Consider the following 24186-nt stretch of genomic DNA (forward strand, 5'->3'; position numbering starts at 1 on the left):
GTGCCAGCTGGCACCGGGCCTCCCGTCGGTCGCTCGATCGCGTCAGAAGAGCTTCGCGGACGCGCGACGGGCGCCCTCGCCGAGCGTCTCCAGCTTCGCCGCGGCGATCTGCGGGTGGATGCGCCCGCCGAGGCCGCAGTCCGTGCCCGCGATGACGCGCTCGCGCCCGACGACCGAGGCGAAGCGCTCGATGCGCTGCGCGACCAGGTCAGGGTGCTCGACGACGTTCGTGGCGTGCCCGACGACACCCGGGACGATGACCTTGCCGTCCGGGAGCGTGACGTCCTGCCAGACGGTCCACTCGTGCTCGTGCCGGGCGTTGGCGGCCTCGAACGAGTACGCGCCGGCGTCGATGTCGAGCATCAGGTCGACGATGTGGCGGAGCTCGATGTCGGTGGTGTGCGGGCCGTGCCAGGAGCCCCAGCAGAGGTGGAAGCGCACGCGGGACGTGTCCAGCCCCTGGAGGGCGTGGTTCAGCGCCTCGACGCGGATCCGGGTGAAGGCGCGGTAGTCCTCGATGCTCGGCTCCGGGTTGATCTGGTCCCAGTTCTCCGCGATCGACGGGTCGTCGATCTGCAGCACGAGGCCGGCGTCGAGGATGGTCTTGTACTCCTCGCGGAGGGCGTCGGCCCATGCCCAGATGTGGTCCTCCTCGGTCGCGTAGTACTCGTTCGCGACGCGGGCGGCCGAGCCGGGGGAGAGCGCGGTGATGAATCCGTTGTCGGCGCCGGCGGCCTCGACCGCGTGCTTCAGGTTCGCGGCGTCCGTGGCGGCGGCCTGGTGCCCCGTGTACGTGATCGGGCCGGTCGTCGTCGGGAAGGCCGTGGCGTTCTTGCCGGTGCCGATGCCCGACTCCGGGTCGGTGTACGCCTCGCGGAAGATCGTCCAGTCGCGGCGGTCCGGGAAGCTCGTCAGCCGGACGTTGCCCGGGGAGGAGCGGACCGGCTCCTGCGAGAAGATGTTCGCGTCCGTCAGGCTCAGGCCGCTGACGCGCTGGAACGAGTAGCCCCACCAGGCGCCGTAGTCGACGGAGTTCGACATCGCCTTGCCGAACTCGCCGTCGCCGGGCTGCGTGATTCCGAGCCGGGTCTGCCGGGCGACGACGTCGTCGACGGCCTTGCTCGTGAGGGCCCGGACCTCGTCGGTGGTCTCCAGCGTGAAGCCGTCCGCGGCGAGCGGCCGTGCGGCGTTCGCGGCGATGAGCTCCGGCGTGCGGGGGAGCGAGCCGGCCGTGGTGGCCTGGATGTGGTCGGTGTTCTCGAAGGTCATGCGGGTGCCTTTGCAGATCGGGGTGGATCGGTGTCTGCGCGCGAGGCTTCGCGGTGCGCTGCTGCGTCCAGCGTGCCACGCGGGGTCGCGGTGCGCGGGGTCGCGTTACGGGATGCGTCCGCGCGCTGCCGCCGGCGCTGACTCGGATCGACAGCGTCGCTGTCGTACGACAGCGCGGGTGTCGTCACTTGCGCGCGCGGACTGTTGCGGACGCCGGGCAACGACATCCTCCGTGTCGTACGACAGCGCGGATGTCGTACCGCGGCACTCTTCCGACACGGCGGGCGTCGTTCGACTTCTGCGGTGTCGAAGCATGCGCACGCAGCGATGGCGAGGGGTGCGGGCCGCGCGTGGCGCTGGCCCGACTGCTCGTGCAGGCGCCGACGGTCGTCCTCGCCGACGAGCCGACGGGTGCGCTCGACCACGACAACGCCGAGGTGGTGCTCCGCGTGCTGCGCGAGTTCGCGCAACAGGGCAGCGCGGTGCTCATCGCGACCCACTCGGACGCGGTGCGGGCGACCTGCGACCGAGCGTTCGCGCTGCCCGGCGTCGTGGGCTCACGCGGTCAGTCGACGACGGCGGCGACCGCCTCGACCTCGACGAGCTGGTCGTCGTAGCTGAGCACCGTCACACCGAGGAGGGTGCTCGGGACGTCGTGGTCGCCGAAGGCATCGCGGACGACCTCCCACGCGGCGACGAGGTCCGCCTGCCGCGAGGACGCCACCAGCACCCGGGTCGAGACCACGTCGGTCAGGGTGGCTCCGGCGTCCGCGAGCGCCTGGCGGAGGTTCGCCACGCACGCAGCCGCCTGTCCGGCGTGGTCACCGACCGCGATGAACGACCGCGACGAACGACCGCGACGAACGACCGCGACGAGCCGGAGCGACGAGGTCGCTGTCGGACGACAGGGACTGTGTCGTTCCGAGTCGACCACGCCACCACCGCCGACCCGGACGACGTACCGTCGGAGCATGACCACGACGACCGACGGCACCGCGTTCGCAGCGGACTGGCAGACCTGGCACGACGAGCACGAGGCAGCCCGGGCGAGCGAGCACGGCTTCCTCGCGATCACGAGCATCCGGTGGCTGACCGCGACGCCCGAGCGGTTCGAGGACGCCCCCGGCTCGTGGTCGACGGACGTGGACGGGCCCGTCGTCGAACTCGCAGACGGGGAGTCCCTCGAGATCGACGGCGCGACCGTCACGGGCACGCACCGCTTCGGCCCGCTCCCGGAACGTTCGTCCACGAACCTCGTCTGGCACGCCCCCGACGGGGACGTCGTCATCGAGGTCGCGCGCCGCGGCGGCAGCGACGTCATCCGCCCGCGGCACCCGGCGAACCCGACCCGGGTCGAGTACAGCGGCACGCCGTCGTACGCACCGGACGAGCGCTTCGTCGTCGACGCCCGGTTCGCGCCGTTCGACGAGCCGCGTGCGGTCACGGTCGGGTCCGTCGTCGACGGACTCCAGCACGTGTACACCGCTCCCGGAACGCTGTCGTTCGACCTCGACGGCCCGCGGACGCTCCTGGCGTTCAACGGGCACGGCGACGGGCTGCACGTGCTGTTCACCGACCGGACGAGCGGTGTGACGACCTACGCCGCGAACCGGAGCCTGGACATCGCGGCTCCGGACGCCGAGGGGCGCACGACGATCGACTTCAACCGCGCCACGAACCTGCCGTGCGCCTACACGGAGCACGCGACCTGCCCGCTGCCGCCGGCGGAGAACCGGCTCGACGTCGCGGTCGAGGCGGGGGAGCGCCTCCCCGCCTGACGAGCGCCCGCGGATGGGTCGCGGGACACATCCCCGAGCGCCGATGCGCGAGGACCAGCCGCGCCCGCCCTAGGCTGCCGGTCGTGGACACGGGGGAATCGATCGCCGACCGCTCCGAGCGGGCGGCGCGGGTCCGACCAGTCGTCCCGATCGCCGCCGTCGCCGGCGCGGTCGTGTGGCTGCTGGTCGGACTCGCCGGCGCCGGACTCTCCTGGTCCGCCGGGACGTCGCGGTACTCGTCGGTGATCGACCTCGTCCTCCCGCCGACCGCGCCGCCGGTGGTCTGGGCGCAGGTCGCACCGTGGAACGTCGTGCAACCTGTCCTGGTCGCGGTGCTGTTCGGCGCGCTGCTCGGACTCGGACTCGCCCTCGTCGCGGGCCGACCGGGATGGGCCACGTCCTCCCGGTTGCTCCGCATCGGTGCCGCGTGGCTCGTCGCCGTGTTCGCGGCAGACCTCACCGCCCTGCTCTGGACCGTCGGCACTGCGGTCGTCGACCCCGGCCCGAACGGGTACATGTGGGTGCTCCGCGACGCGATCCCGACCGCGGTGGCGACCGGGTGGTTCGGGACCGTGTGGGGCTGGGTACCGGCGGTCATCGTCGGAGGCGCACCGCGCCTCCCGGCCGGGTCGACGTCGAGGACGCGAGCCGGTCGCCGGACCGCCGCCGTCGCCGGAGCCACCGCGCTCGTGCTCGCGGTCGTGCTGATCGCCGTCCAGCCGACCATCGCTCGCGACGCGCGGGTCGCCGCCGGCGGCACGCCGGACGGGCTGCCGACCGAGACCGTGACCCCGACGCCACGGCCGGCGGCGCCGGCGCCCGTTGCTGCCGATCCCGTCACGCCGGGCGCGGGCTGGTGCTCCGCGGAGGACGTGCAGCTGTCGCTGTCCGGGGTCGACGGCGCGCTCGGACACCGGGCCATGTCGGTCGTGCTGGTGAACCGGTCGTCCTCGGCGTGCATCGTCGACGGGTTCCCGGACGTCGCGTTCGCGGCCGACGACGGGGCGACCGTCGCCGTGCCGCTCGAGCACGGGGCCTCGTACATGGGCGGGGCGGCGACGCCCGCTCCGGTGACGGTGGCGCCCGGAGCGACCGCGGTCGCCGCGCTGGCGTGGGGTGCCGGCGGGACCGGCGAGGCCGTCTCGACGTTCTGGCTCGCGCCCTACGCCGGGGCGTCCCGGACGCCGCTCACGGCGGACACGGACCTGGCCGCGGACGCGACGGTCACCGTGAGCGCCTGGGCGGCGCCGACCACGGGCAGCGACTGAGCGGTCAGGGCGTGACGCGCGACCACCGGGAGCGGGCGCTCCAGGCGCGCGGGTCGAACGTGAACACGCTGCCCATGCCGTGCTGGTCGAGCGCGCGCGAGATCGGCTCACCGAGCAGGTCTGCCAGGAGCAGCGCCCCGACGGCACCGTGCGACACGATCGTGACGTCGGACCCGTCCGCGGTGTGCGTCCGGACCGCGGCGACGATGCGCGCCTGGGCGTCGACCGCCCGTTCCCACCCGCGCACCGACTCGGTCGGGCGGGCGAAGAACGCGTCGACGACGGGTTCGAACTCGGCGGGCGGCAGGTAGCCCGTTGCGCTCCGGTCGATCTCGCCGAGCAGCGGGTCCGTCGTCGGGGTGATGGACACGGCCCCGCCGAGGAGCGCCGCGGTCTCGACGGCCTTGCGCTCCTCGCTCGAGACGATGCGGGCGATGGCCGGGTCCCAGGCGGTCCGGTGCGCTGCCCCGGCACGGGTGCGTCCGGTGGCGGACAGCCTCCACGACTCGATCGGTTCGGCGGGGTCCACGTCCACTTCGGCGTGGGTCAGGAAGTACGAGGGCACTCGTCGATCCTGGCAGGTGCGCGGGTCACGTTGCCCAGTTCGCGCTCGCGCGTGGTCGATCCGCGCGTAGGGGGTCGGATCGCGCGTAGGGGGTCGAATCGCGCGTAGGGGGTTGGATCGCGCGTAGGGGGTCGGATCGCGCGTAGGGGGTCGAAACGCGCGTAGGGAGTCGATTCTTTTGCCCCCGTACGCGCGTTCCCACTTCCCAGCGCGAGCGTCATGGGAAGGAACGCGCAGCGTCAGGCGATCTGCGCGGGCCCGGCAGGGGCGGTTGCGCCGACCAGCTGACGGACGGGAGGCTCGGATCGGGCCGGTCACGAGCCTCCCGTCCGGTGGTTGCCGGGTGGTGTTCCGGGGTGACGGGTCACGGGCCTCCCGTCCGGCAGTCGGCGGGTGCAGCCCGCGGTGACGGGCCGCGACGTCGTTGCGGGGAACGACCCTGCCTCACTCCAGGTCGTCGGCGACCGTGGGGTCGACCACGCGGACGCCCTCGACCTCGCCGAGGCGCGCCAGCAGCACGTCGGGCTCCCGAGCGCCGGTGACCTCGAGGCGCACCGCCGTCGCGCCGTCGCGGTCACTCTCCTGCTGCACGAGCCGGCCCACGTGCCACCCGCCGGCGGTGACGAGCGCGAGGACCCGGGGGAGCACCCCGCGACCGGCGTCGTACACGACGTCGAGCGTCAGGGACGTGTCGGCGGACCGCGGGAGCGCGCGGATCAGCGCGGTGTAGCCGAAGACGACGACGAAGTGCAGCGCGGTGACCACGAGGGCGAGGAGCCACAGCCCGGCGCCGGCGGCCATGCCGATCGCCGCGGTCTCCCACACCGAGGCCGCGGTCGTCAGTCCCCGGACGGCTCCGCGCCGGGTGAGGATGAGCCCGGCACCGAGGAACCCGACGCCGGAGACGATCTGCGCGGCGACGCGGGACGGGTCGAGCACGACGTGGCCCTCGACGAGGACGTCGCTGAAGCCGTACTTGCTGACGAGGAGCATCAGGGCGGACGCGGTGCCGACGATCGTCTGGGTGCGCATGCCGGCGCTCTTCGACCGGAGCTGCCGTTCGAGTCCGATGAGGGACGCGAGCCCGAAGGCGAGGAGCACCTCGCCGATCTGGAGCAGCCCCTGTCCGGCGAACGGCGCGGTCAGGTCCTGGATGCTCATCGGGTCGACGGTACGCCTGTGACGCCGTGTTGCGTCCGGTTCCGTCCCGTTGCGGCAGGGCTCCCGCGGGCGTGAGCGCGTCGGTAGCGTGCGCCGCATGTGTCCGAGCGAGATCCCCGCAGATGACCGGTACGACGACCTCATCGCACCGCTCCGGCCCGTGATCGAGCGGATCGGCGCGGACGCCCTCGAGCGCGAGCAGGCGGAGCGGCCGGCGACCGAGCAGCTCGGGTGGTTGGTGGACGCCGGGTTCTCCCGGTGGCTGACCCCGAGGGCGTGGGGCGGTGCCGGTGCGCGGCTGTCGGACCTGTTCCGGGCGATCGCCGAGATCGCCGAGGTGGACCCGAACCTGGCGCACGTGTGGCGGAACCACTTCTCGTTCGTCGAGGACCGGGTGCACGCCGAGGGGACCGCGTTCGACCGGCACGTCGTGGAGCGGCTCGGGAACGGGGAGATCGTCGGGGGCGGCTGGAGCGAGACGCCGAACGCCGCGGGGGAGCGCATCACGACGACGGCGCGACGGGACCCCGACGGCGGGTGGCGGGTGAGCGGCGCGAAGTTCTACTCGACGGGCAGCATCTACGCCAGGTGGATCACGGTGATGGCGCTCGACGAGACCGGCGACCAGGTCGTCGCTCTGGTCGATGCCGAGGACCCCGGTGTCACGATCGGGGATGACTGGGACGGCTTCGGGCAGCGCATCACCGGCAGTGGGAGCGTCCGGTACACCGACGTGCACGTCCCTGACGAGCGGGTGCTGCCGTTCGCCACCCGGTACCCGTACCAGGAGCAGTACTACCAGACCTTCATGCACGCGATCCTGGTCGGGATCGGTCGTGCGGCCCTCCGCGACGGCGTCGACGCACTCCGTGCCCGCGCGCGTGGACACCACAACGGCACCGAGGTCCGGCCGACCGACGACCCGGAGCTGCTCGCCGCGATCGGGACCGTCGCCGCGCGGGTGTACGCGGCGGACGCGGCGTTCGTCGCGAGCCTCGGTTCGATCGACGCGGTGGTGTCCCGGCACGCGGAACTCCGTGCGGCCGGGGCCGACCCGACGTCGGACGAGCTCCTCCGCGCCGGACTCGAGCGGAGCTGGATCACGGTCGCCCAGGCGCAGACCGTCGTCACGGACGCGGTGCTCGACGCGACGACGCTCGTCTTCGACGCCCTCGGTTCGTCGGGCACCTTCCGGTCGCTCGGACTCGACCGGCACTGGCGGAACGCCAGGACCCTGTCCTCGCACAACCCCCGGGTGCACAAGCGGCGCATCGTGGGGGACCACCTGGTGAACGGCGCGAGCCCGCTGGACCGCGTCGAGCCGCGCGCGCGCACGACGTCCCGCGAGACCGCCGACCCCGTCACACCGGGCAGCGCTGCGACGACGTCGTCGTAACGTCCCGTCATCGCGGGCAACCCGGTGACACCTCGGCGCACCGGAGCGCGCCGAGCCCGTACGGTCGTCGGCATCGGCCCGTCACCGACGCTGGGGAGGCGGAGGTGACGGGCCGTTCCACACCCGGGAGGCCCACGTGCACGCACCCACCGCCATCGACCGCCACGTCGGCGTGCCGGACGCCGACCTCACCGCCGCGGTCACGCGGTCGGGCGGGGTCGCGCTGCTCGCCGACCGGATCCGCGCTTCCGGTGCCGACACGGTCGTGATCGGTGCCGACCGCTTCGACCCGCAGCGCGGCCGCGGGTACCGACTCGACCCGACCTCGGCGGCGTTGGCGCTCGGCCGCGCGCTGCCGGAGCACCGCTTCCTGATCGCCGTGGCACCCACCCGCGAGCACCCGTACAACGTCGCACGCCGGATCCTCTCCCTCGACCACGTGCTCGGCGGCCGGGTCGGGATCCTCGTCGGCGCCCGGGACCACGGCGTGCCCCCGTCGGACGAGGAGCACGACCCCGCCGAGTTCGCCCGGGTGGTGTCCGGCCTCTGGACGACCTGGCCGCTCGAGAGCATCGTCGGGGACCGGGACACCGGGGTCTTCGCCGACACCGGGCTCGTCCGTCAGCTCGACCACGACGGCGGACCCGGTGGGTACCGCGTCCGCGGCCCCCTCACGACGCCGTCGAGCGTGCAGGGGTCTCCGGTCCTCGCGGTGTGGGACGACGTCGACCTGCCGGAAGCGGACCTCGTCCTGTCCGCGACGACCGTGCCCGACCTGGGGCCGGGGCCGGGGCCGGCATGAGCGGGCGGGACGCGGACGCCGGCCTCGTCCTCGGCGTCAACCTGCAGGGCTTCGGGCAGCGGCCAGCGGCCTGGCGGACCCAGGACGTCCAGCCGACCGACCTGCTCGGCGCAGCGTTCTGGGAGGACCTCGGTCGCACCGCCGAACGCGGGCTGCTCGACATGGTCTTCCTCGCCGACCACCCGTCGTACAGCGACCCGAACGTCCGCGCCTACGGGCTGCTCGAGCCCTTCGTCGCGCTCGGGGTGATCGCCGGCGTCACGAGCAACCTCGGCCTCGTCGGGACCGCGTCGACCACCTACAACGACCCCGTCGAGCTCGCCGAACGGACCCTCTCGCTCGACACGATCTCCGGTGGCCGGTCCGCCTGGAACGCCGTGACGACCTACGACCGCTCGGTGTCCGCGAACTTCGGCGTGGACCAGAACCCGGACCGGCCCGAGCGCTATGCCAGGGCGGGGGAGTTCATCGACCTGGTCCAGGCGCTCTGGCGTTCGGCGGTGACCGGCGAGGACGTGCGGTTCCGCGGCGAGTTCCTGTCGCACGACGGTGCAGCGCTCCGTGTCCCGCCCTCGGCGCAGGGGCACCCGGTCGTGTTCCAGGCGGGCGGGTCCCCGCACGGCCGTGACCTCGCGGCCCGAGTCGCGGAGGGGGTCTTCGCCGTCGAGCTGACCCCGGAGCCTGCGCGCGAGCACCTCCGGGCGGTGAAACTCGCCGCCCAGACGTACGGTCGGCGATCCTCCGACGTGACGATCGTCCCCGGACTGTCGCTCGTCCTCGGCAGCACCGAGGCCGAGGCCCGCGCCCGTTTCGATCACCTGGAGTCGCTCGCCCCCGACGGCTACGCGCTCCGCGCGCTCGGCACCCACCTCGACGCGGACCTCACCGACTTGCCGTTGGACGCCCCGATCCCGGCGCGGATCCTCGATCGCGAGGTCGATCCGGTCACCTACGGACCGTCCCTCGGGTACCACGAGACCGTCGTGCGGTGGGTCCGCGCGAACAACACCTCGTTACGGGACGTGCTCCGTGGGTTCGGTGGCTACGGGGCCCGGATCGTGGTCGGCACCCCCGAGCAGGCAGCCGACACGATCGAGGACTGGTACCGGAGCCGCGCTGCCGACGGCATCAACCTCATGATCGACGAGTTCCCGCGGGGGATCGAGACCGTCGTTGACCACCTCGTCCCCATCCTGCAGGAGCGGGGCGTCTTCCACCGCGAGTACGAGCACGCGACGCTGCGCGGCCGCTTGGCAGCACGAGCGCGCCCCGCGTGACGCGCAGCGCGCCCCGCGTGACGCTGTGTGACGCGCGGCCGCCGGGCCGAGTCACATGACGAAACCCCCGGTCACGGGCCGCAACACCTGTCGTGGGACGGCCCCTCCGGCCGTACCGTCGGCGCATGACCGACTTCCTCGACCGTGAGCACGACAAGACCTTCACCGCCGTCTACAAGCGCGAGACCCCGGACATCCTCAGCGCCTTCGCCCGGTTCGACGACGCGGTGTTCCAGGCCGACGAGCGCGCGATCCCGCTGAAGTACCGGGAGCTCATCGCGGTCGCGGTCGGCATCACCACGCAGTGCGTCTACTGCATCGACGCCCACTCGCAACGGGCGGTCACCGCCGGCGCGACCGAGGCCGAGCTCGCCGAGGCCGCCTGGGTCGCGACCGCGATCCGCGCCGGCGGCGGCTTCGCCCACGGCCGCCTCGGCTTCAAGTTCGGCGCCGAAGCCGCACCGAGCGCCGAAGCCGCACCGAGCGCCGCCGCTGCGGCCCCAGCAGCAGCAGCGCACACCCACTGACACCCAGGACCGAGGACCCCATGCCCGATCGCATCACCCTCGTCACCGCGCTGCAGGGCGCCGGCTGGCACCCCGCCGCCTGGCGCGCGGCCGACTCCGACGCCGAGCGGCTCACGACGCTCCGGCACTGGCGCAACGTCATCGTCGAGCAGGACCGCCTGGGCGTCGACGCCGTCACCATCGAGGACTCGTTCACCGCCGGCCCGACCACGAGCACCACCGGCGACCTGGACACCCGCACCGTCGTCGGCCGCCTCGACGCCCTCCTCATCGCCGCGGCAGTGGCCCCGGCCACCCGCCAGATCGGCCTGGTCCCGACCGTCAGCGTCACCCACACCGAGCCGTTCCACGTCGCCACCGCCCTGCAGACCCTCGACCACGTGTCCCTCGGCCGCGCCGGCTGGCGCCTGCAGGCCAGCCCGACCCAGCGCGAGGCGGACCTCTTCGGCCGCCGCACCCTCCCGACCGCATCCGGTGTCCCCGTCCCCGCACCCGAGCAGATCGCGGACCTGTTCGCCGAAGCCCGCGAGGTCGCCGAGGTCGTCGACCGCCTCTGGGACAGCTGGGACGACGACGCCGTCATCCGCGACGTCACGACCGGCCGCTTCATCGACCGGGACCGGATCCACAACGCCGAGTTCACCGGCGAGCACGTCTCGGTCCACGGCGCGTCGATCGTCCCCCGGTCGCCGCAGGGCCGGCCGCCGGTGTTCTCGCTGGCGCACCGCACGGACGCGGCCGTGCTGGCCGTGGACGTCGCGGACGTCGTGCTGGTCACGCCCGGCATCGACGGCCGGGAGGCCCGTGCCTGGGTCGACGAGGTCCGTCAGCTGGAGCAGGCGGCCGGGTCCACGGCCCCGCGTCCGGTCCTCGCGGACCTCGCGGTGCTCATCGGGTCCACCTCGGCGGAGGCGACCGACGCCCTCGCCGCGCTCGACGCCGCGGCGGGAGCCCCGTACGCGGTGGGGTCCGGTTCGGACGCCGCGGTGCTCGCGACGACGGTCCCCGACCTGGTCGAGCGCATCGCCGATCTCCGTGCGGTCGGGTACGCCGGCGTCCGGCTCCGGCCGCTCCGCATCCCGGAGGACAGCACCGCCATCGCGCGTCGGCTCGTCCCCGCGCTCGTCACGGCCGGCCTCCGCGCCGACGTGGCATCCCGTCCCGCGGCCGACCTGCGCACCCGGCTCGGCATCGCGCCAGCCGTCAGCCGGTACGCGACCACCGCCAGCACCGCCCTGACCGGAGGAGTCCCCGCATGAGCACCCAGCGCCAGGTCCACCTCGCCGCGCACTTCCCCGGCGTCAACAACACCACCGTGTGGAGCGACGACCGAGCGGAGAGCCAGATCGCGTTCTCGTCGTTCGAGCACTTCGCCCGGAACGCCGAGCGCGGGCTGTTCGACTACCTGTTCCTCGCCGAGGGGCTCCGGCTCCGCGAGCAGAAGGGCCGGATCCACGACCTCGACGTCGTCGGACGGCCGAACACGCTCGCGATCCTGGCCGCCCTCGCCGGCGTGACGGAGCACATCGGACTCGTCGGCACCCTGCAGACGACGTTCAACGAGCCGGTCGAGCTCGCGAAGCAGCTCGCCACGCTCGACCACCTGACGGGCGGCCGTGCCGGCTGGAACGTCGTGACGAGCTCGGACGCGTTCCACGGTGCGAACTTCCGCCGCGGCGGCTTCCTCGACCCGTCCGAGCGCTACACCCGGGCCGCCGAGTTCATCGACGTCGCCCGTGCGCTGTGGGACTCGTGGCAGGCCGACGCGATCGTCACCGACCGGCGCACGGGCGTGTTCGCCGACCGCTCCCGGATCCGGGACGTCGACCACCACGGCGCACAGTTCGACGTCACCGGGACCTTCGCGGTGCCGCGGAGCCCGCAGGGGCACCCGGTGATCGTGCAGGCCGGCGACTCCGACGAGGGCCGGGACCTGGCGGCGACCCGCGCCGAGGTGGTCTTCTCGCTGCACACCGAGTTCGCCGACGCCCAGCAGTTCTACGCCGACGTCACGGCCCGGCTCGAGCGGGTCGGACGGTCGAAGGACGAGCTGCACATCCTCCCCGGCGCGACGTTCGTGATCGGGGACACCACGGCCGACGCCGAGGAGCGCGCCCGAGCGATCCGCCGCGCCCAGGTCAGCCCGGCGACCGCGATCGCGTTCCTCGAGCAGGTCTGGAACCGCGACCTGTCCGGGTACGACGTCGACGGTCCGCTGCCGGAGGTCGAGCCGGACCTCGACGGCGCCGCGATCACCCGGGGGCGTGCACGGCACGTCCGGGACGTCCCGGCCCTCGTGCAGGGCTGGCGTGACCGGGCGGCCGCCGAGCGCCTGTCGATCCGGGACCTGGTGATCGAGGTCTCGACCCGCGGCGGCTTCGTCGGCACGGCGTCGCACATCGCCGCCGAGATCGACCGGTACGTGCAGGAGCGGGCGACCGACGGGTTCGTCGTCGTCCCGCACACGAACCCGTACGGCCTCGACGAGTTCGTCGACACCGTCGTCCCGATCCTCCAGGAGCGCGGCGTGTACCGGCGCTCCTACGACGAGGGCGCGACGCTCCGTCAGACGCTCGGGCTGCCGGGCGTCTCCACCAGCCAGGAGGTGTTCGCATGAGCATCGACAGCCTCGCCGTCCTCGTGCCGGGGAACTTCGACGACGACGCACCGGCGGCCGGCCTCGAGTCCACGCTCGACCTCTTCGCCACCGCGGAACGGCTCGGCGTCGACGGCGCCTGGGTCCGGCACCGCCACCTCGAGCACGGCATCGGGTCCGCGGCGGTGTTCCTCGCCGCGGCGTCGCAGCGCACGACGCGCATCGAGCTCGGCGTCGCGGTGGTCCCGATCGGGTGGGAGAGCCCGTTCCGCCTCGCCGAGGACTTCTCGCTCGCCGACGTCCTGTCGCACGGCCGCGTCCAGGTCGGACTCTCGACCGGCACCCCGCACGCGGACCTCCTCGGTGACCGGGTGTTCGACGGCGACTGGCGCTCCTTCGACCTCGGGTACGGCCGGGTGTCCCGCTTCCTGGAGAACCTCCACGGGACGTTCCTCGGCGACGCGGACACGGTCATCGCCAGCCCGGGGAACGTGCAGCGCCCGCGGCTGCAGCCGTACGCGCCGGGGCTCGTCGACCGCGTCTGGTACGGCGCCGGGTCGCTCCGCTCGGCCGCGTTCGCCGGCAGCGCCGGGCTCAACCTGCTCCTCGGGAACCTCACCTCGGGCGAGGACACCGACGACTACGGGACCGCGCAGCGGAACCAGCTCGCCGCGTACCGAGCCGCGCTCCCCGAGGGCCACCGGCCCCGCGTGGCCTGGGGCCGCTGCCTGGTGCCGACCGACTCCGCCGACCGGGTCTCCCGCGACCGTTACACCGCGTGGCGGGACTCCCGGCTGGAGCGGCAGACCGCGCCGCAGGGCCCGCGCCGGACCCTGTTCTCGTCGGACCTCGTCGGGACGAGCGAGCAGATCGTCGAGCAGCTCGTGCACGACGCCACGTTCGCCGAGGTCGACGAGTTCCGTGTCGAGCTGCCGTACGAGTTCGCTGCCGACGAGTACGAGCAGATCGTCGAGGACGTCGTGACGAAGGTCGCCCCGGAGCTCGGCTGGACCCCGGCGATCCACCGCGCCGAGGCGGTTCCGGCATGACCCGGTACGTGCTCTCCCGGATCGGTCAGGCGGTCCTCGTGCTCTGGGCCGCCTGGACGATCTCGTTCTTCGTCCTCTACGTGCTGCCGAGCGACCCCGCCCGGATCCTCGTCGGCCCGGACGCGACCGACGTCACGGCCGCCCAGCTCGACGCCCTCCGGCACCAGTACGGCCTCGACCAGCCGGTCCTCGTGCAGTACGTCCAGCACCTCGGGGCGCTGTTCACCGGCGACCTCGGCCGCTCCATCGGCAGTGGTCGTCCGGTCGCCGACGTGATCGGCGAGGCGGTCCTGCCCACGGCGCAGATCGCGGTCGCCGGACTCGTCCTCGCGGTCCTCGTCGGCGGTGGCCTGGCGGTCCTCGCGACCTGGACGCGCAACCGGGCGCTCGGACAGTTCCTCCTGCAGCTGCCCCCGATCGGCGTCGCCGTGCCGGGCTTCTGGTTCGCCCTGCTCCTGGTGCAGTGGTTCTCGTTCGGCCTGCACCTGTTCCCGGCGTTCGGCGGTGCGGGCGCGGCGTCGATCGTGCTGCCCGCGATCACGCTGGCGCTGCCGACCGGTGCCACGATCGCGCAGCTGCTCTCGAAGTCGCTCGTGCAGACGCTCCGCGAGCCGTACGTCGACACCGCCTACGCCAAGGGCGCCGGCCGGTGGCGGGTGCAGCTCCGGCACGCGCTGAAGAACGCCGCCCTGCCGGCGCTCACCGTCACCGGGCTCATCGTCGGGCAGCTGTTCTCCGGCACCGTCGTCACCGAGACCGTGTTCTCCCGACCGGGCCTCGGCCGGGTGACCGCGACGGCCGTGCAGCAGCAGGACATCCCGGTCGTGCAGGGGATCGTGCTCCTGGCCGCGGCGGTCTTCGTCGTCGTGAACCTCATCGTCGACCTCGTGTACCCGCTCCTCGACCCGCGTGTGGTCGTCGCCGGCAGCCGCCGGAGGCTCCGCGAGCCGGACAGGTCGTCGAGCAACGGTCCGACCGGCGGACCGACCAACGAGCCGACCGGACCGACGCCCCAGGGGGTACCCGCATGACCGAGACGACCGGACTCGCGCTCGGCGCCGGCCTGACGACACGGCGGAGCACCGGCCGCAGCAGCACGCTCGCCGGCGCCCTCGTCGCCCGCCCGACCCTGACGATCGCCGTGGTCTGGCTCGCGCTCGTGGTCCTCGCGGCACTGCTCCCCGGAGCCCTGACGCACCACGACCCACTCGCCGCCGACCCTGCCGCGAAGCTCACCGCACCCGACGCCGCGCACTGGTTCGGCACCGACCAGCTCGGCCGCGACCTCTACGCCCGCGTCGTGCACGGCACCGCGCTCACGCTGCAGGCCGCCGTCCTCGCGATCGCCATCGGTCTGGTCGGCGGCTCGCTCGTCGGGCTCGTCGCCGGGTTCGTCGGCGGGGTCGTCGACGCCGTGCTGATGCGCGTCGCCGACGTCCTCCTCGCGATCCCGAGCCTCCTGCTCAGCCTGACGATCGTCACCGTCCTCGGCTTCGGCACGGTCAACGTCGCGGTGGCGGTCGGCGTTGCGAGCATCGCCACGATCGCCAGGATCATGCGCTCCGAGGTGGTCCGCGTGCGCACGGCGCAGTACGTCGAGGCGGCGTCCGCGAACGGCAACCGCTGGTGGCGGGTCCTGCTCGTGCACGTGCTGCCGAACGCCGCAGGACCGGTGCTCGTGCTCGCCGCGCTCGAGTTCGGCACCGCGATCCTCGCCGTGTCGAGCCTGAGCTTCCTCGGCTACGGCGCCCAGCCACCGCAGCCGGAGTGGGGCTCGCTCGTCGCCACCGGCCGCGACTTCATCGCCACCTCGTGGTGGCTCACCACGATCCCGGGTCTCGTCATCGCGGTGACGGTCCTCGCCGGCAACCGGCTCGCTCGGGCACTCGACACCGAACGGCGGGCGATCCGATGAGCCTCCTCACCATCCGCGACCTGACGGTCGACCACGGACACGGCGCGTCCCGCCGCACCACGCTGCACGGCATCTCGTTCGACATCGGGCGCGGCGAGCGCGTCGCGATCGTCGGCGAGTCCGGTTCGGGCAAGTCGACGACGGCCCACGCCGTCCTCCGGCTCCTGCCCGCAGCGGCGACCCTGACGGGAGGCTCGGCGAACCTCGCCGGGGCGGGCACCGGTACCGCGGACCTCGACCTGGTCACCGCCACGGATGCGGAGGTCCGCGCGGTCCGCGGCGTCCGCATCGGCTTCGTGCCGCAGGATCCCACCGTCTCGCTCAACCCGGTCACGAGGATCGGCACCCAGGTCGCCGAGGTCCTCCGGATCCACGGCATCGCCACCGGCGCCCAGGCCGCCGCGCGCGCCGTCGAGGAGCTCCGTCGCGCCGGCATCGACCGCCCGGAGCTCCGCGCCCGGCAGTACCCGCACGAGCTCTCCGGCGGGATGCGACAGCGCGTGCTCATCGCGATCGCGCTCATCGGCGACCCGGAGCTCCTCGTCGCCGACGAGCCGACGAGCGCGCTCGACGTCACCGTGCAGCGGACGATCCTCGACCACCTCGACCGTCTCGTCGCGGAGCGGGGCACGAGCGTGCTCTTCATCACGCACGACCTCGGGGTCGCCGCCGACCGGGCCGACCGGATCGTGGTGCTCTCCGAGGGGCGGATCGTCGAGCAGGGCACCCCGGACGAGGTGCTCGGCTCCCCGCGCGAGGCGTACACCCGTGCCCTCATCGCCGCCGCGCCCAGTCTCGACGACGTGACCGGTGTCGTCGGGGCCGAGCCGAGCCTCCCGTCGGTCTCGGGTGACCCGCTGGTCGTCGCGACCGGACTGCGGAAGTCCTTCGGCCACGTCACCGCCGTCGACGGGGTGGACGTGACCGTCCCGCGCGGCCGCACGCTCGCACTGGTGGGGGAGTCGGGGTCGGGGAAGTCGACCACGGCTCGGCTCGTGCTCGGCCTCGAGCGCGCCGACGCCGGCACGGTGCTGTTCGACGGCAGCCCCGTCGGCCACCGGGGTGCAGCACTCCGCGCGTTCCGGCGACGGGCGCAGATCGTGCAGCAGAACCCGTACGCGGCGCTGCACCCGAAGCTCGCGATCGAGTCCGTGATCGCGGACCCCCTCGCCGCGTTCGGGATCGGTTCCCGCCGGTCCCGGGCCGCCCGCGCCAGGGAACTCGTCGACCTGGTCGCGCTCCCCGCGTCCGTGCTGCGACGTCGCGCGGACGAGCTCTCCGGCGGGCAGCGGCAGCGTGTCGCGATCGCCCGGGCGCTGGCGCTCGACCCGGCCTTCGTCGTGCTCGACGAACCCGTCTCGGCGCTCGACGTGTCGGTGCAGGCGCAGATCCTCGACCTGCTCGCCGAGCTGCAGGAGCGGCTCGGCGTGTCCTACCTGTTCATCTCGCACGACCTGGCCGTCGTCCGCCGCATCGCGCACGAGGTGTCCGTCCTCCGGAGTGGCCGCGTCGTCGAGCACGGCGACGTCGCCCAGGTCCTGCACGACCCGCGGCACGAGTACACCCGTGCGCTGCTCGACGCGATCCCGGGACGGTCCCGGCGCGTCGCACCCGACGCCGGCCCCTCGGGCCGGGTCGCACCCGATGCCGGCCCCTCGGGCCGGGTCGCACCCGATCTCGGCGTCGTCGACGTCGTCACCCCCGAAGGAGCATCATGACCACCGCACGAACCCCGTACCGACTGGTGGCCGCGATCGCGGCCGGCGCCGCGGCGGCCCTCGTCATGGCCGGCTGCTCCTCGGGTGGGACGGCCGCGACAGCCGGGTCCGGCTCGTCGAAGCCGGTCGACGGCGGCGACCTGACGTACGCGATCGCCAACGACCCCATCTCGCTCAACCCGTCCGGGATCGGCGCGGGCAACGACACGCTCGCCATCACCCGGCAGCTCGTCGACTCGCTGCTCTGGCAGGACCCGTCCGACGGGTCGCTGAAGCCCTGGCTCGCGACGGGGTACACCGCGAACAGCGACGCCACGGCGTTCACGTTCGACCTGCGGTCCGGCGTGACGTTCTCGGACGGCACCGCGTTCGACGCGACCGCGGTCAAGGACACCTTCGACGACATCGCGGCCGCCGGTGCCGCGAGCACCGCCGCCTCGTCCTTCTCCGGGTACCGCGGGACGAAGGTCGTCGACGACGACACCGTCGAGGTGGACTTCTCGAGCCCGAACGCGGCGTTCCCGAACGCGGCGTCCTCGGTCGCACTCGGCATCGTCTCGCCCGGCACGACGAAGGCGCCCTTCGCCGACCGGGCCACCGGCGCCGACGTCGTGGGCACCGGGCCGTTCACCCTGTCGTCGTACACGAAGAACACGTCGACCGTGATCACGAAGCGGAAGGACTACGACTGGGGGCCCGCCGCACGGTCGAACGCCGGCGCAGCCCACCTGTCGAAGGTCACGTTCCAGGTCGTCCCGGAGGCGAGCGTCCGCTCCGGCAGCCTGCAGTCCGGACAGCTCGACGCGATCAGCAGCGTGCAGCCGAGCGACACCGACTCCCTGCAGTCGCAGTTCGCCCTCGTCACCCGCGCGAACCCCGGCCAGGTCTTCGGCCTGACCTTCAACCAGGAGCGGCCGCTCGTCGCCGACCTGGCGGTGCGGAAGGCGATCGCGCAGGCCGTCTCCCCGAAGGCGGTGCGGGACACGTCGCTGAACTCGCTGTTCAAGGTCGGCAAGTCCGTCCTCGGGTCGACGACGCCCGGGTTCACCGACACCTCGTCCACGCTCGCGTACGACCCCTCGGCGGCGTCCGCCGCGCTGGCGAAGGCCGGCTGGGTGAAGGGTGCCGACGGGATCCGTGCTCGTGCGGGGGAGAAGCTCCAGCTCAAGCTGGTCTGGATCACGAACTTCGGCCCGAACCAGACCTCGCTCGAGCTCATCCAGCAGGAGCTCAAGAAGGTCGGCGTCGGCCTCACCCTCGAGAGCGGTACCGTCCCGCAGTACCTCGCCAACCTCGCCAGTGGGAACTGGGACGTCTCGTGGGACAACAACTCCCGCGCCGACGGTGACGTGCTCCGCTCCAAGTTCACCAGCACCGGCGCGCAGAGCATCGGTGCGGACGACCCGACCCTCGACGCGCTGTTCACGAAGGAGCTGTCGCAGTCGTCCGTGACCGAGCGCGAGGCGACCTTCCACCAGATCCAGGAGCGCATCGCGGCGCAGGCCGACTTCGTCCCGGTGCACGAGCTCACGAGCATCATCGCCACCGCGAAGGACGTGCACGGCATCGCGTACGGCGCCGACACACGCCTCGACCAGCTCACCGGTGCCTGGAAGGACGCCTCGTGACGACGCCGCTCGCCGTCCTCGACCTCGTCCCCGTCAGCGCCGGGTCGACCTCCACCGAGGCGCTCCGGAACGCGGTCGACCTCGCGCAGCACGCCGAGCGGGCCGGGTACGCCCGGTACTGGCTCGCCGAGCACCACCTCAACCCCGGGGTGGCCGGCAGCGCGCCGAACATCGTGATCGGGGCGATCGCGGCGGCAACGTCGTCGATCCGCGTCGGCAGCGCGGCGACGCTCGTCGGGAACCAGCGGGCGCTCCAGATCGCCGAGACCTTCGGTACGCTGACCGGGCTGTACGGGCCGCGGTTCGACCTCGGGCTGGGGCGCTCCGGTGCGCCGGCACCCGGGGCGGCTCGTGCGCCGTCGCTCGCCCCGCGAGCCGACGAGGTCGTCGACGGCCTGCTCATCCCCGCGCCGTTCGACTTCACCATCGCGCCGAACAGTCGCTTCGCGCTGCAGGGTGCGCTCCTCGGACGCGTCCCCGGCGACGTCGAACGGTTCGCCGGCGAGGTCGACCTGATCCGCGACTTCCTCGCCGGCACCTTCACCCGCGACGGCGAGGTCGTCGAGGCGACCCCGGCCGACGGCGCCGACGTCGAACTGTGGATCCACGGCTCCACCGGGGGCGAGAGCGCGCGGATCGCCGGCGCGCTCGGGCTGCCCTACGGTGCGAACTACCACACGTCGCCGGGCACCGTGCTGGCGTCCGTGGCGGCGTACCGCTCGGCCTTCCGACCGGGGGTCCTCGCCGCGCCGCACGTCATCGTGTCCGCGGACGTCGTCGTCGCGGACACCGCAGCGGAGGCCGCACGGATCGGCGCCGGGTACGACACCTGGGTGCACTCGATCCGGTCCGGCGTCGGCGCGGTCCCGTACCCGTCGCCCGAGGACGCGGCAGCGCACCCGCTCGAGGCGCCCGCCGCTGCGTCGGTGGCCGATCGTGTCGCCACGCGGTTCGTGGGCGCGCCGGAGCAGGTCGTCGCCGGGCTGGAGACCCTCCGCCGGGCGACGGGCGCCGACGAGCTCCTGGTGACGACGATCACTCACGCCCACGAGGCCCGCGTCCGCTCCTACGAGCTGCTCGCGGCCGCGTGGGCCGCGCGCGCCGCGGCCGCGCCGGCGGCGGCGGCGGCCGCGGCGCACGCGCGCGCCTGACCCGCCCGCGCGCGCGGCGCCGCCCTGACCCCGAACGACGAGGTCGCTGTCGTACGACAGCGACCTCGTCGTTCTCCCGCGCCCGCAACACCCCGCGCGTGCAAGGAACGACAGCGGCGCTGTCGTACGACAGCGCCGCTGTCGTTCCGGCTCGGGGGCCTCCGGCTCGGGCAGCGTTCCGGCGCGGGTTGACGGCGGCGGCCCGTCACCCACCGGACGGGAGGCTCGTGGCGGCCCGGCACCGAGCCTCCCGTCCGGTGCCGGGCCGGCCACACTGCCCGCGACCCGTTGCAAGCGCATGTTCCGACACCGCACGTGTCGATCGACCGGCGTCGTGTCGGAACTTGCGGACGCATCGAGTGCGTGCGCATGTTCCGACAGCGCACGTGTCGATCGACCGGCGCCGTGTCGGAACCTGCGGACGCAAGGAGCGACGGCGCCGCTGTCGTACGACAGCGAGCCTGTCGTAGCCGCGCGTCCGCACCAGGTGCAGGTGCGCGACGACGACGAGGTCGCTGTCGTACGACAGCGACCTCGTCGTTCCGGGTCAGCGCACCCCCGCTCAGCTGTTGTCGAGCGGCAGCCCCTCGGGGTTCAGCGTCGACTTCGGCACGGCCTCGTTCGACAGGTTGTACGCCTTGAGCCACTTCGCGTAGGAGCCGTCGTCGATGAGCTCGTTGACGGCGTCCTCGATCGGCTCGGCGAGGCCGTTGCCCTTCTTCGTGGTCGCGGCGATGAGCCCCTGCAGCGACGACCCGGCACCCGAGTACGTGCCGGCGGTCTTCGTCGGGTCGGCGCTCTTCGCGTTCTGGGTGTTCTGGTACGCGATGGTCGGGTTCGGGCCGAGGTAGCCGTCGACCTTGCCGGACTTCAGCGCGAGCTGCTTCGCGTTCGCGTCGGGGTAGTACTTGACCGTGATGGTCCTGCCCTGCTTCGCCAGGTCGGCCTTCCACCCGAGCAGGATCTTCTCCTGGTTCGTGCCCGAGTCGGTGGCGATCGTCTTGCCGGCGAGGACCGAGGGGTCGCCGTCGAACACCAGCGTGCTCGACTCCGGCACCTGCAGCGCGAGGTTGTCCTGGCGGTAGGACGCGAAGTCGTACTTCTCCTTGCGCTGCTCGGTCACGGTGATGTTGGACAGGCCGACGTCGACCGAGCCGCCGTCGATCCCGACGAAGAGGTTGTCCCACGTGGAGTTCTTGACCACGGGGTCGAGCCCGAGCTTCGCGGCGACGAGGCGCCCGATGTCGGGCTCCGAGCCGGTCAGCGTCTTCTGGTCGTCGCCGGTGAACGCCAGCGGCGGGAAGCCGGACGGCAGCGCGCCGACGCCGATGACGAGCTTGCCGGACTTCTTGACCGCGGCGGGGAGCTCGTCGTGGAGCTTCGTGTCCTCGGTGACGGCGATCGTCGTCTCGGTCGCGGCGCCGTTCGCGTGGGTGCCGACGGTGACGGTGCCGTCGGCGTCCGACGCGGAACCGCTGCCGGTGCCGGCGTTCGCGGTGGCGCAGCCGGCGAGGGCGATGACGACGCCGGAAGCGAGGACGAGGGCACCTGCGCGGGTGCACCAGCGGGCGGGGGCGGGAGTGGTGGTGGGCATGGTGCTCCTGGGGACGGGCGAACGGGAGAGGGAACTGCGGTGGTGCTGGGGAGTCCGGTCAGCGCAGACGGCTGAGGAACGCGCGGGTGCGCGGGTGCTGCGGGTCGTCGAGCACCGCGGCGGGCGGCCCCTGCTCGACGATCCGGCCGTGGTCGAGGAAGACGACGTGGTCGGCGACCTCGCGGGCGAACCCGACCTCGTGCGTGACGATCACGAGCGTCGTCCCGGACTCGGCGAGTGCCCGGATCACGCCGAGCACCTCGCCGACGAGCTCCGGGTCGAGGGCCGAGGTCGGCTCGTCGAGCAGCAGGACCTCGGGTTCGAGAGCGAGCGCCCGGGCGATCGCGACGCGCTGCTGCTGACCACCGGAGAGCTGGCGTGGCCGGGCATCGGCGCGGTCGCCGAGTCCGACGGCCTCGAGCAGGGATCGTCCCCGTGCACGGGCGGCCGCCGCGGGCACGCCGTGGGCGACGGGCCCCTCGATGACGTTCTCGAGCGCGGTGAGGTGCGGGAACAGGTTGAAGTGCTGGAACACGAACCCGATGCGGGAGCGCTGCCGGAGGATCTCCCGCGCGGGCAGCTCCTGGAACCGCGGAACCGCGCCGTCCCGCCTGCCGCGGAACGTCCGGACGGCTCCCAGCCGCACGCCGATGGTCTCCCCACCGATCGTGACGACGCCCCGGTCGAGCGGCTCCAGGTGGTTGATCGCCCGGAGCAGCGTGGACTTCCCGGAGCCGGACGGCCCCAGGATCGCGGTCACGCTGCCAGCCGGCAGGTCGAGGTCGACGCCGTCGATGACACGGTTGTCGCCGAAGGCCTTGACGGCCCCGCGGATGCTGATGGTGGCGCTCACGAGATGACTCCTCCGGGAGAACCGGCCACGCTGCCGGCGTCGGCCGACGACGCGGGGCGGGTCGAGCCTCCCGTCCGGTCGTGACGCAACACGGCGCGCAGTCGCTGGAACGGGGTCGGGGGCAGCGTGCGGACCGAGCCGCGCGCCGTCCACCGCTCGATGTAGTACTGCACGACGGACACCGCGCTGGTGAGCACGAGGTACCAGATCGTGGCCACGACGAGCAGCGGGATGATGTCCGTCGGGTAAGTGCTGCTGAGGTTCTGGACGACGCCGAACAGGTCGAGCAGCGAGACGTAGAACAGCAGCGAACTGGCCTTGAGGAGCCCGACCACCTGGTTCACGAACGCCGGGACGATGGAGCGCATCGCCTGCGGCAGCACGATCCGGAGGAACTGCCGGTGCCGGGGGAGTCCGAGCGCCTGCGCGGCCTCGAGCTGTCCGTGGTCCACGGCGAGGACGCCGGCGCGGACGATCTCCGACGCGTACGCGATCTCGCTGAGGCTCAGCCCGATCACGCCGATCGCCAGGTCGCTCAGCACGTTCGTCGTCGGCACCGCCACCTGCGGCCCGAACGGCACCCCGATGCCGATCGTCGGGTACAGGCTGCCGAGGTTGTAGAGGAAGACGAGCACCAGGATCAGCGGCACCGAGCGGAAGAGCCAGACGTACCCCCACGCCAGTCCGGACAGGACCGGGTTGCGGGACAGGCGCGCGATCGCGACGACGATGCCGCCGGCGAAGCTGATCACCGCGCTCAGTCCGGTCGCCAGGAGCGTCAGCTGCAGCCCCGTCAGGATCGCCGGGCTGAACAGCCACTTCGCGACGCCGGGCCACTCCCACGACGGGTTCGTGAACAGCGTCTGCACGAGGTTCAGGAGCAGCACGACGACGACTGCGGCGGCGATCCACCGCAGTGGGTGCCGCAGGGGCACGACGGGGCGGTCGAGCGCGGCGCGTCCGGCCGCGTCGATGGCTGGCACGGGCGGACGGGAGGCTCGGCTCGGCTCCGTCACGCCGGTCCCGATGGGCTTCTCGAACGGGTGGATCCCCACCTCCTCCGCGGACTTCGTCACGTCGTACAGCGGGGTGTACCCGAGGCGCGTGTAGACCCGGACCGCCTCGGGCTGGCGGGGCCCGGTGGTCAGGTACACGCGGCGGAAGCCACGGCGCGCGGCCTCGGCCTCGAGCTCCGCCACCACGAGTCCGGCGAGGCCCCGGCCGCGTGCGTCCGTGGCGGTCCAGATGCGCTTCAGCTCGACGGTGTCGTCGTCGTGGGGCATGAAGGCGCCGCCGGAGACGAGGCGCTCGTCCTCGTACAGCAGCACGAAGGTGCCGAGCGGGGCGACGAAGTGCTCGATCGGGTACCGGTTGATCTCCGTCGAGGCCGGCTCGCCGAAGTGGTCGCCGTAGCGGGCGTCGTACTCGCGCTCGAGGTCGGCGAGCATGGGCGCGGCGGCGGGGTCGTCCGGGCGGACGGTGCGGAACACGAGGGCGCCGGGCGCGGTGGCGTCTGCATGTGCTCGCGCGCCGGCGGTGGCGGTGGCGTCTGCATGTGCTCGCGCGCCGGCGGTGGCGTCTGCCGTGGTCATGGCGTGACCGTACGAGGCGGTGCCGCGCTCGGACAACTGGCACCGCA

22 protein-coding genes are annotated in these 24186 nt (G+C 73.2%); 15 read left to right on the forward strand and 7 right to left on the reverse strand.

The features are described 5' to 3' along the window. Window positions 1-42: 42 nt before the first annotated feature. Window positions 43-1269 (reverse strand): cobalamin-independent methionine synthase II family protein, encoded by a 1227-nt coding sequence (locus EDF55_RS01675; RefSeq protein ID WP_123653204.1) that lies wholly within the window; start codon window positions 1267-1269, stop codon window positions 43-45. A gap of 350 nt (window positions 1270-1619) precedes the next feature. Here EDF55_RS01675 and EDF55_RS01680 point away from each other — a divergent pair, with 350 nt between their 5' ends. Further along, window positions 1620-1886 carry a hypothetical protein gene (locus EDF55_RS01680; protein WP_123653205.1) on the forward strand — a complete coding sequence of 89 codons (267 nt, stop codon included), beginning with the start codon at window positions 1620-1622 and terminating at the stop codon, window positions 1884-1886. Here EDF55_RS01680 and EDF55_RS01685 read toward each other — a convergent pair. Further along, window positions 1835-2248, reverse strand: coding sequence for a RidA family protein (locus tag EDF55_RS01685; RefSeq protein WP_260235704.1), 414 nt, complete (start codon window positions 2246-2248; stop codon window positions 1835-1837). The genes EDF55_RS01680 and EDF55_RS01685 overlap by 52 nt on opposite strands. On the opposite strand from EDF55_RS01685, the gene EDF55_RS01690 reads away from it, so the two are divergent. Continuing rightward, the gene (locus EDF55_RS01690) at window positions 2241-3047 is read left to right on the forward strand and encodes a DUF1684 domain-containing protein (protein ID WP_123653206.1); all 807 of its coding nucleotides are present in this window, start codon (window positions 2241-2243) and stop codon (window positions 3045-3047) included. The genes EDF55_RS01685 and EDF55_RS01690 overlap by 8 nt on opposite strands. A gap of 83 nt (window positions 3048-3130) precedes the next feature. After that, entirely contained in the window at window positions 3131-4315 is a 1185-nt protein-coding gene (locus tag EDF55_RS01695; protein WP_123653207.1) for a DUF4232 domain-containing protein, read from the forward strand. A gap of 4 nt (window positions 4316-4319) precedes the next feature. Here EDF55_RS01695 and EDF55_RS01700 read toward each other — a convergent pair whose 3' ends face one another. Then, complete coding sequence (locus tag EDF55_RS01700) at window positions 4320-4880, reverse strand: histidine phosphatase family protein (RefSeq protein WP_123653208.1); 561 nt, start codon at window positions 4878-4880, stop codon at window positions 4320-4322. A 444-nt stretch (window positions 4881-5324) separates the two neighbouring features. Then, window positions 5325-6041 carry an MgtC/SapB family protein gene (locus EDF55_RS01705; protein WP_123653209.1) on the reverse strand — a complete coding sequence of 239 codons (717 nt, stop codon included), beginning with the start codon at window positions 6039-6041 and terminating at the stop codon, window positions 5325-5327. 97 nt (window positions 6042-6138) lie between these two features. Here EDF55_RS01705 and EDF55_RS01710 point away from each other — a divergent pair, with 97 nt between their 5' ends. The 12 genes from EDF55_RS01710 (at window position 6139) to EDF55_RS01765 (ending at window position 20100) form a co-directional block, all read left to right on the forward strand. After that, on the forward strand, window positions 6139-7437 hold the full coding sequence (locus tag EDF55_RS01710) for an acyl-CoA dehydrogenase family protein (RefSeq protein WP_123653210.1): 1299 nt from the start codon (window positions 6139-6141) through the stop codon (window positions 7435-7437). A gap of 136 nt (window positions 7438-7573) precedes the next feature. Beyond that, the gene (locus tag EDF55_RS01715) at window positions 7574-8239 is read left to right on the forward strand and encodes an LLM class flavin-dependent oxidoreductase (protein WP_123653211.1); all 666 of its coding nucleotides are present in this window, start codon (window positions 7574-7576) and stop codon (window positions 8237-8239) included. Then, window positions 8236-9516, forward strand: a complete 1281-nt coding sequence (locus tag EDF55_RS01720; RefSeq protein ID WP_123653212.1) for an LLM class flavin-dependent oxidoreductase — start codon at window positions 8236-8238, stop codon at window positions 9514-9516. Before EDF55_RS01715 ends, EDF55_RS01720 begins: the two co-directional genes overlap by 4 nt. Window positions 9517-9641: 125 nt before the next feature. Further along, on the forward strand, window positions 9642-10043 hold the full coding sequence (locus EDF55_RS01725; protein ID WP_123653213.1) for a carboxymuconolactone decarboxylase family protein: 402 nt from the start codon (window positions 9642-9644) through the stop codon (window positions 10041-10043). A 20-nt stretch (window positions 10044-10063) separates the two neighbouring features. Beyond that, entirely contained in the window at window positions 10064-11302 is a 1239-nt protein-coding gene (locus EDF55_RS01730) for an LLM class flavin-dependent oxidoreductase (RefSeq protein WP_123653214.1), read from the forward strand. Then, window positions 11299-12660, forward strand: a complete 1362-nt coding sequence (locus EDF55_RS01735; RefSeq protein WP_123653215.1) for an NtaA/DmoA family FMN-dependent monooxygenase — start codon at window positions 11299-11301, stop codon at window positions 12658-12660. Before EDF55_RS01730 ends, EDF55_RS01735 begins: the two co-directional genes overlap by 4 nt. Next, on the forward strand, window positions 12657-13688 hold the full coding sequence (locus EDF55_RS01740) for an LLM class flavin-dependent oxidoreductase (RefSeq protein ID WP_123653216.1): 1032 nt from the start codon (window positions 12657-12659) through the stop codon (window positions 13686-13688). The genes EDF55_RS01735 and EDF55_RS01740 overlap by 4 nt, the downstream gene beginning before the upstream one ends. Continuing rightward, a complete protein-coding gene (locus EDF55_RS01745) occupies window positions 13685-14719 on the forward strand; it encodes an ABC transporter permease (protein WP_123653217.1) in 1035 nt (344 codons plus the stop codon). The genes EDF55_RS01740 and EDF55_RS01745 overlap by 4 nt, the downstream gene beginning before the upstream one ends. Next, on the forward strand, window positions 14716-15603 hold the full coding sequence (locus EDF55_RS01750) for an ABC transporter permease (RefSeq protein WP_123653218.1): 888 nt from the start codon (window positions 14716-14718) through the stop codon (window positions 15601-15603). The genes EDF55_RS01745 and EDF55_RS01750 overlap by 4 nt, the downstream gene beginning before the upstream one ends. Continuing rightward, window positions 15600-17321: an ABC transporter ATP-binding protein gene (locus EDF55_RS01755; RefSeq protein ID WP_123653219.1), complete on the forward strand. Its 1722-nt coding sequence runs from the start codon at window positions 15600-15602 to the stop codon at window positions 17319-17321. Before EDF55_RS01750 ends, EDF55_RS01755 begins: the two co-directional genes overlap by 4 nt. Then, complete coding sequence (locus EDF55_RS01760; protein ID WP_123653220.1) at window positions 17318-18949, forward strand: ABC transporter substrate-binding protein; 1632 nt, start codon at window positions 17318-17320, stop codon at window positions 18947-18949. The genes EDF55_RS01755 and EDF55_RS01760 overlap by 4 nt, the downstream gene beginning before the upstream one ends. Continuing rightward, window positions 18946-20100 (forward strand): LLM class flavin-dependent oxidoreductase, encoded by a 1155-nt coding sequence (locus EDF55_RS01765; protein ID WP_260235710.1) that lies wholly within the window; start codon window positions 18946-18948, stop codon window positions 20098-20100. Before EDF55_RS01760 ends, EDF55_RS01765 begins: the two co-directional genes overlap by 4 nt. A 562-nt stretch (window positions 20101-20662) precedes the next feature. Here EDF55_RS01765 and EDF55_RS01770 read toward each other — a convergent pair. Genes EDF55_RS01770 through EDF55_RS01780 form a run of 3 tightly spaced genes read right to left on the reverse strand, consistent with a single transcriptional unit; the run spans window position 20663 to window position 24139 of the window. Further along, complete coding sequence (locus tag EDF55_RS01770) at window positions 20663-21694, reverse strand: transporter substrate-binding domain-containing protein (protein ID WP_123653222.1); 1032 nt, start codon at window positions 21692-21694, stop codon at window positions 20663-20665. Window positions 21695-21752: 58 nt separating this feature from the next. Next, window positions 21753-22547 carry an amino acid ABC transporter ATP-binding protein gene (locus tag EDF55_RS01775; RefSeq protein WP_123653223.1) on the reverse strand — a complete coding sequence of 265 codons (795 nt, stop codon included), beginning with the start codon at window positions 22545-22547 and terminating at the stop codon, window positions 21753-21755. Then, window positions 22544-24139, reverse strand: a complete 1596-nt coding sequence (locus tag EDF55_RS01780) for a GNAT family N-acetyltransferase (RefSeq protein WP_185017049.1) — start codon at window positions 24137-24139, stop codon at window positions 22544-22546. Before EDF55_RS01780 ends, EDF55_RS01775 begins: the two co-directional genes overlap by 4 nt. Window positions 24140-24186: the final 47 nt, after the last annotated feature.

The sequence above is a fragment of the Curtobacterium sp. ZW137 genome (assembly GCF_003762905.1).
Taxonomy (GTDB): Bacteria; Actinomycetota; Actinomycetes; order Actinomycetales; family Microbacteriaceae; genus Curtobacterium.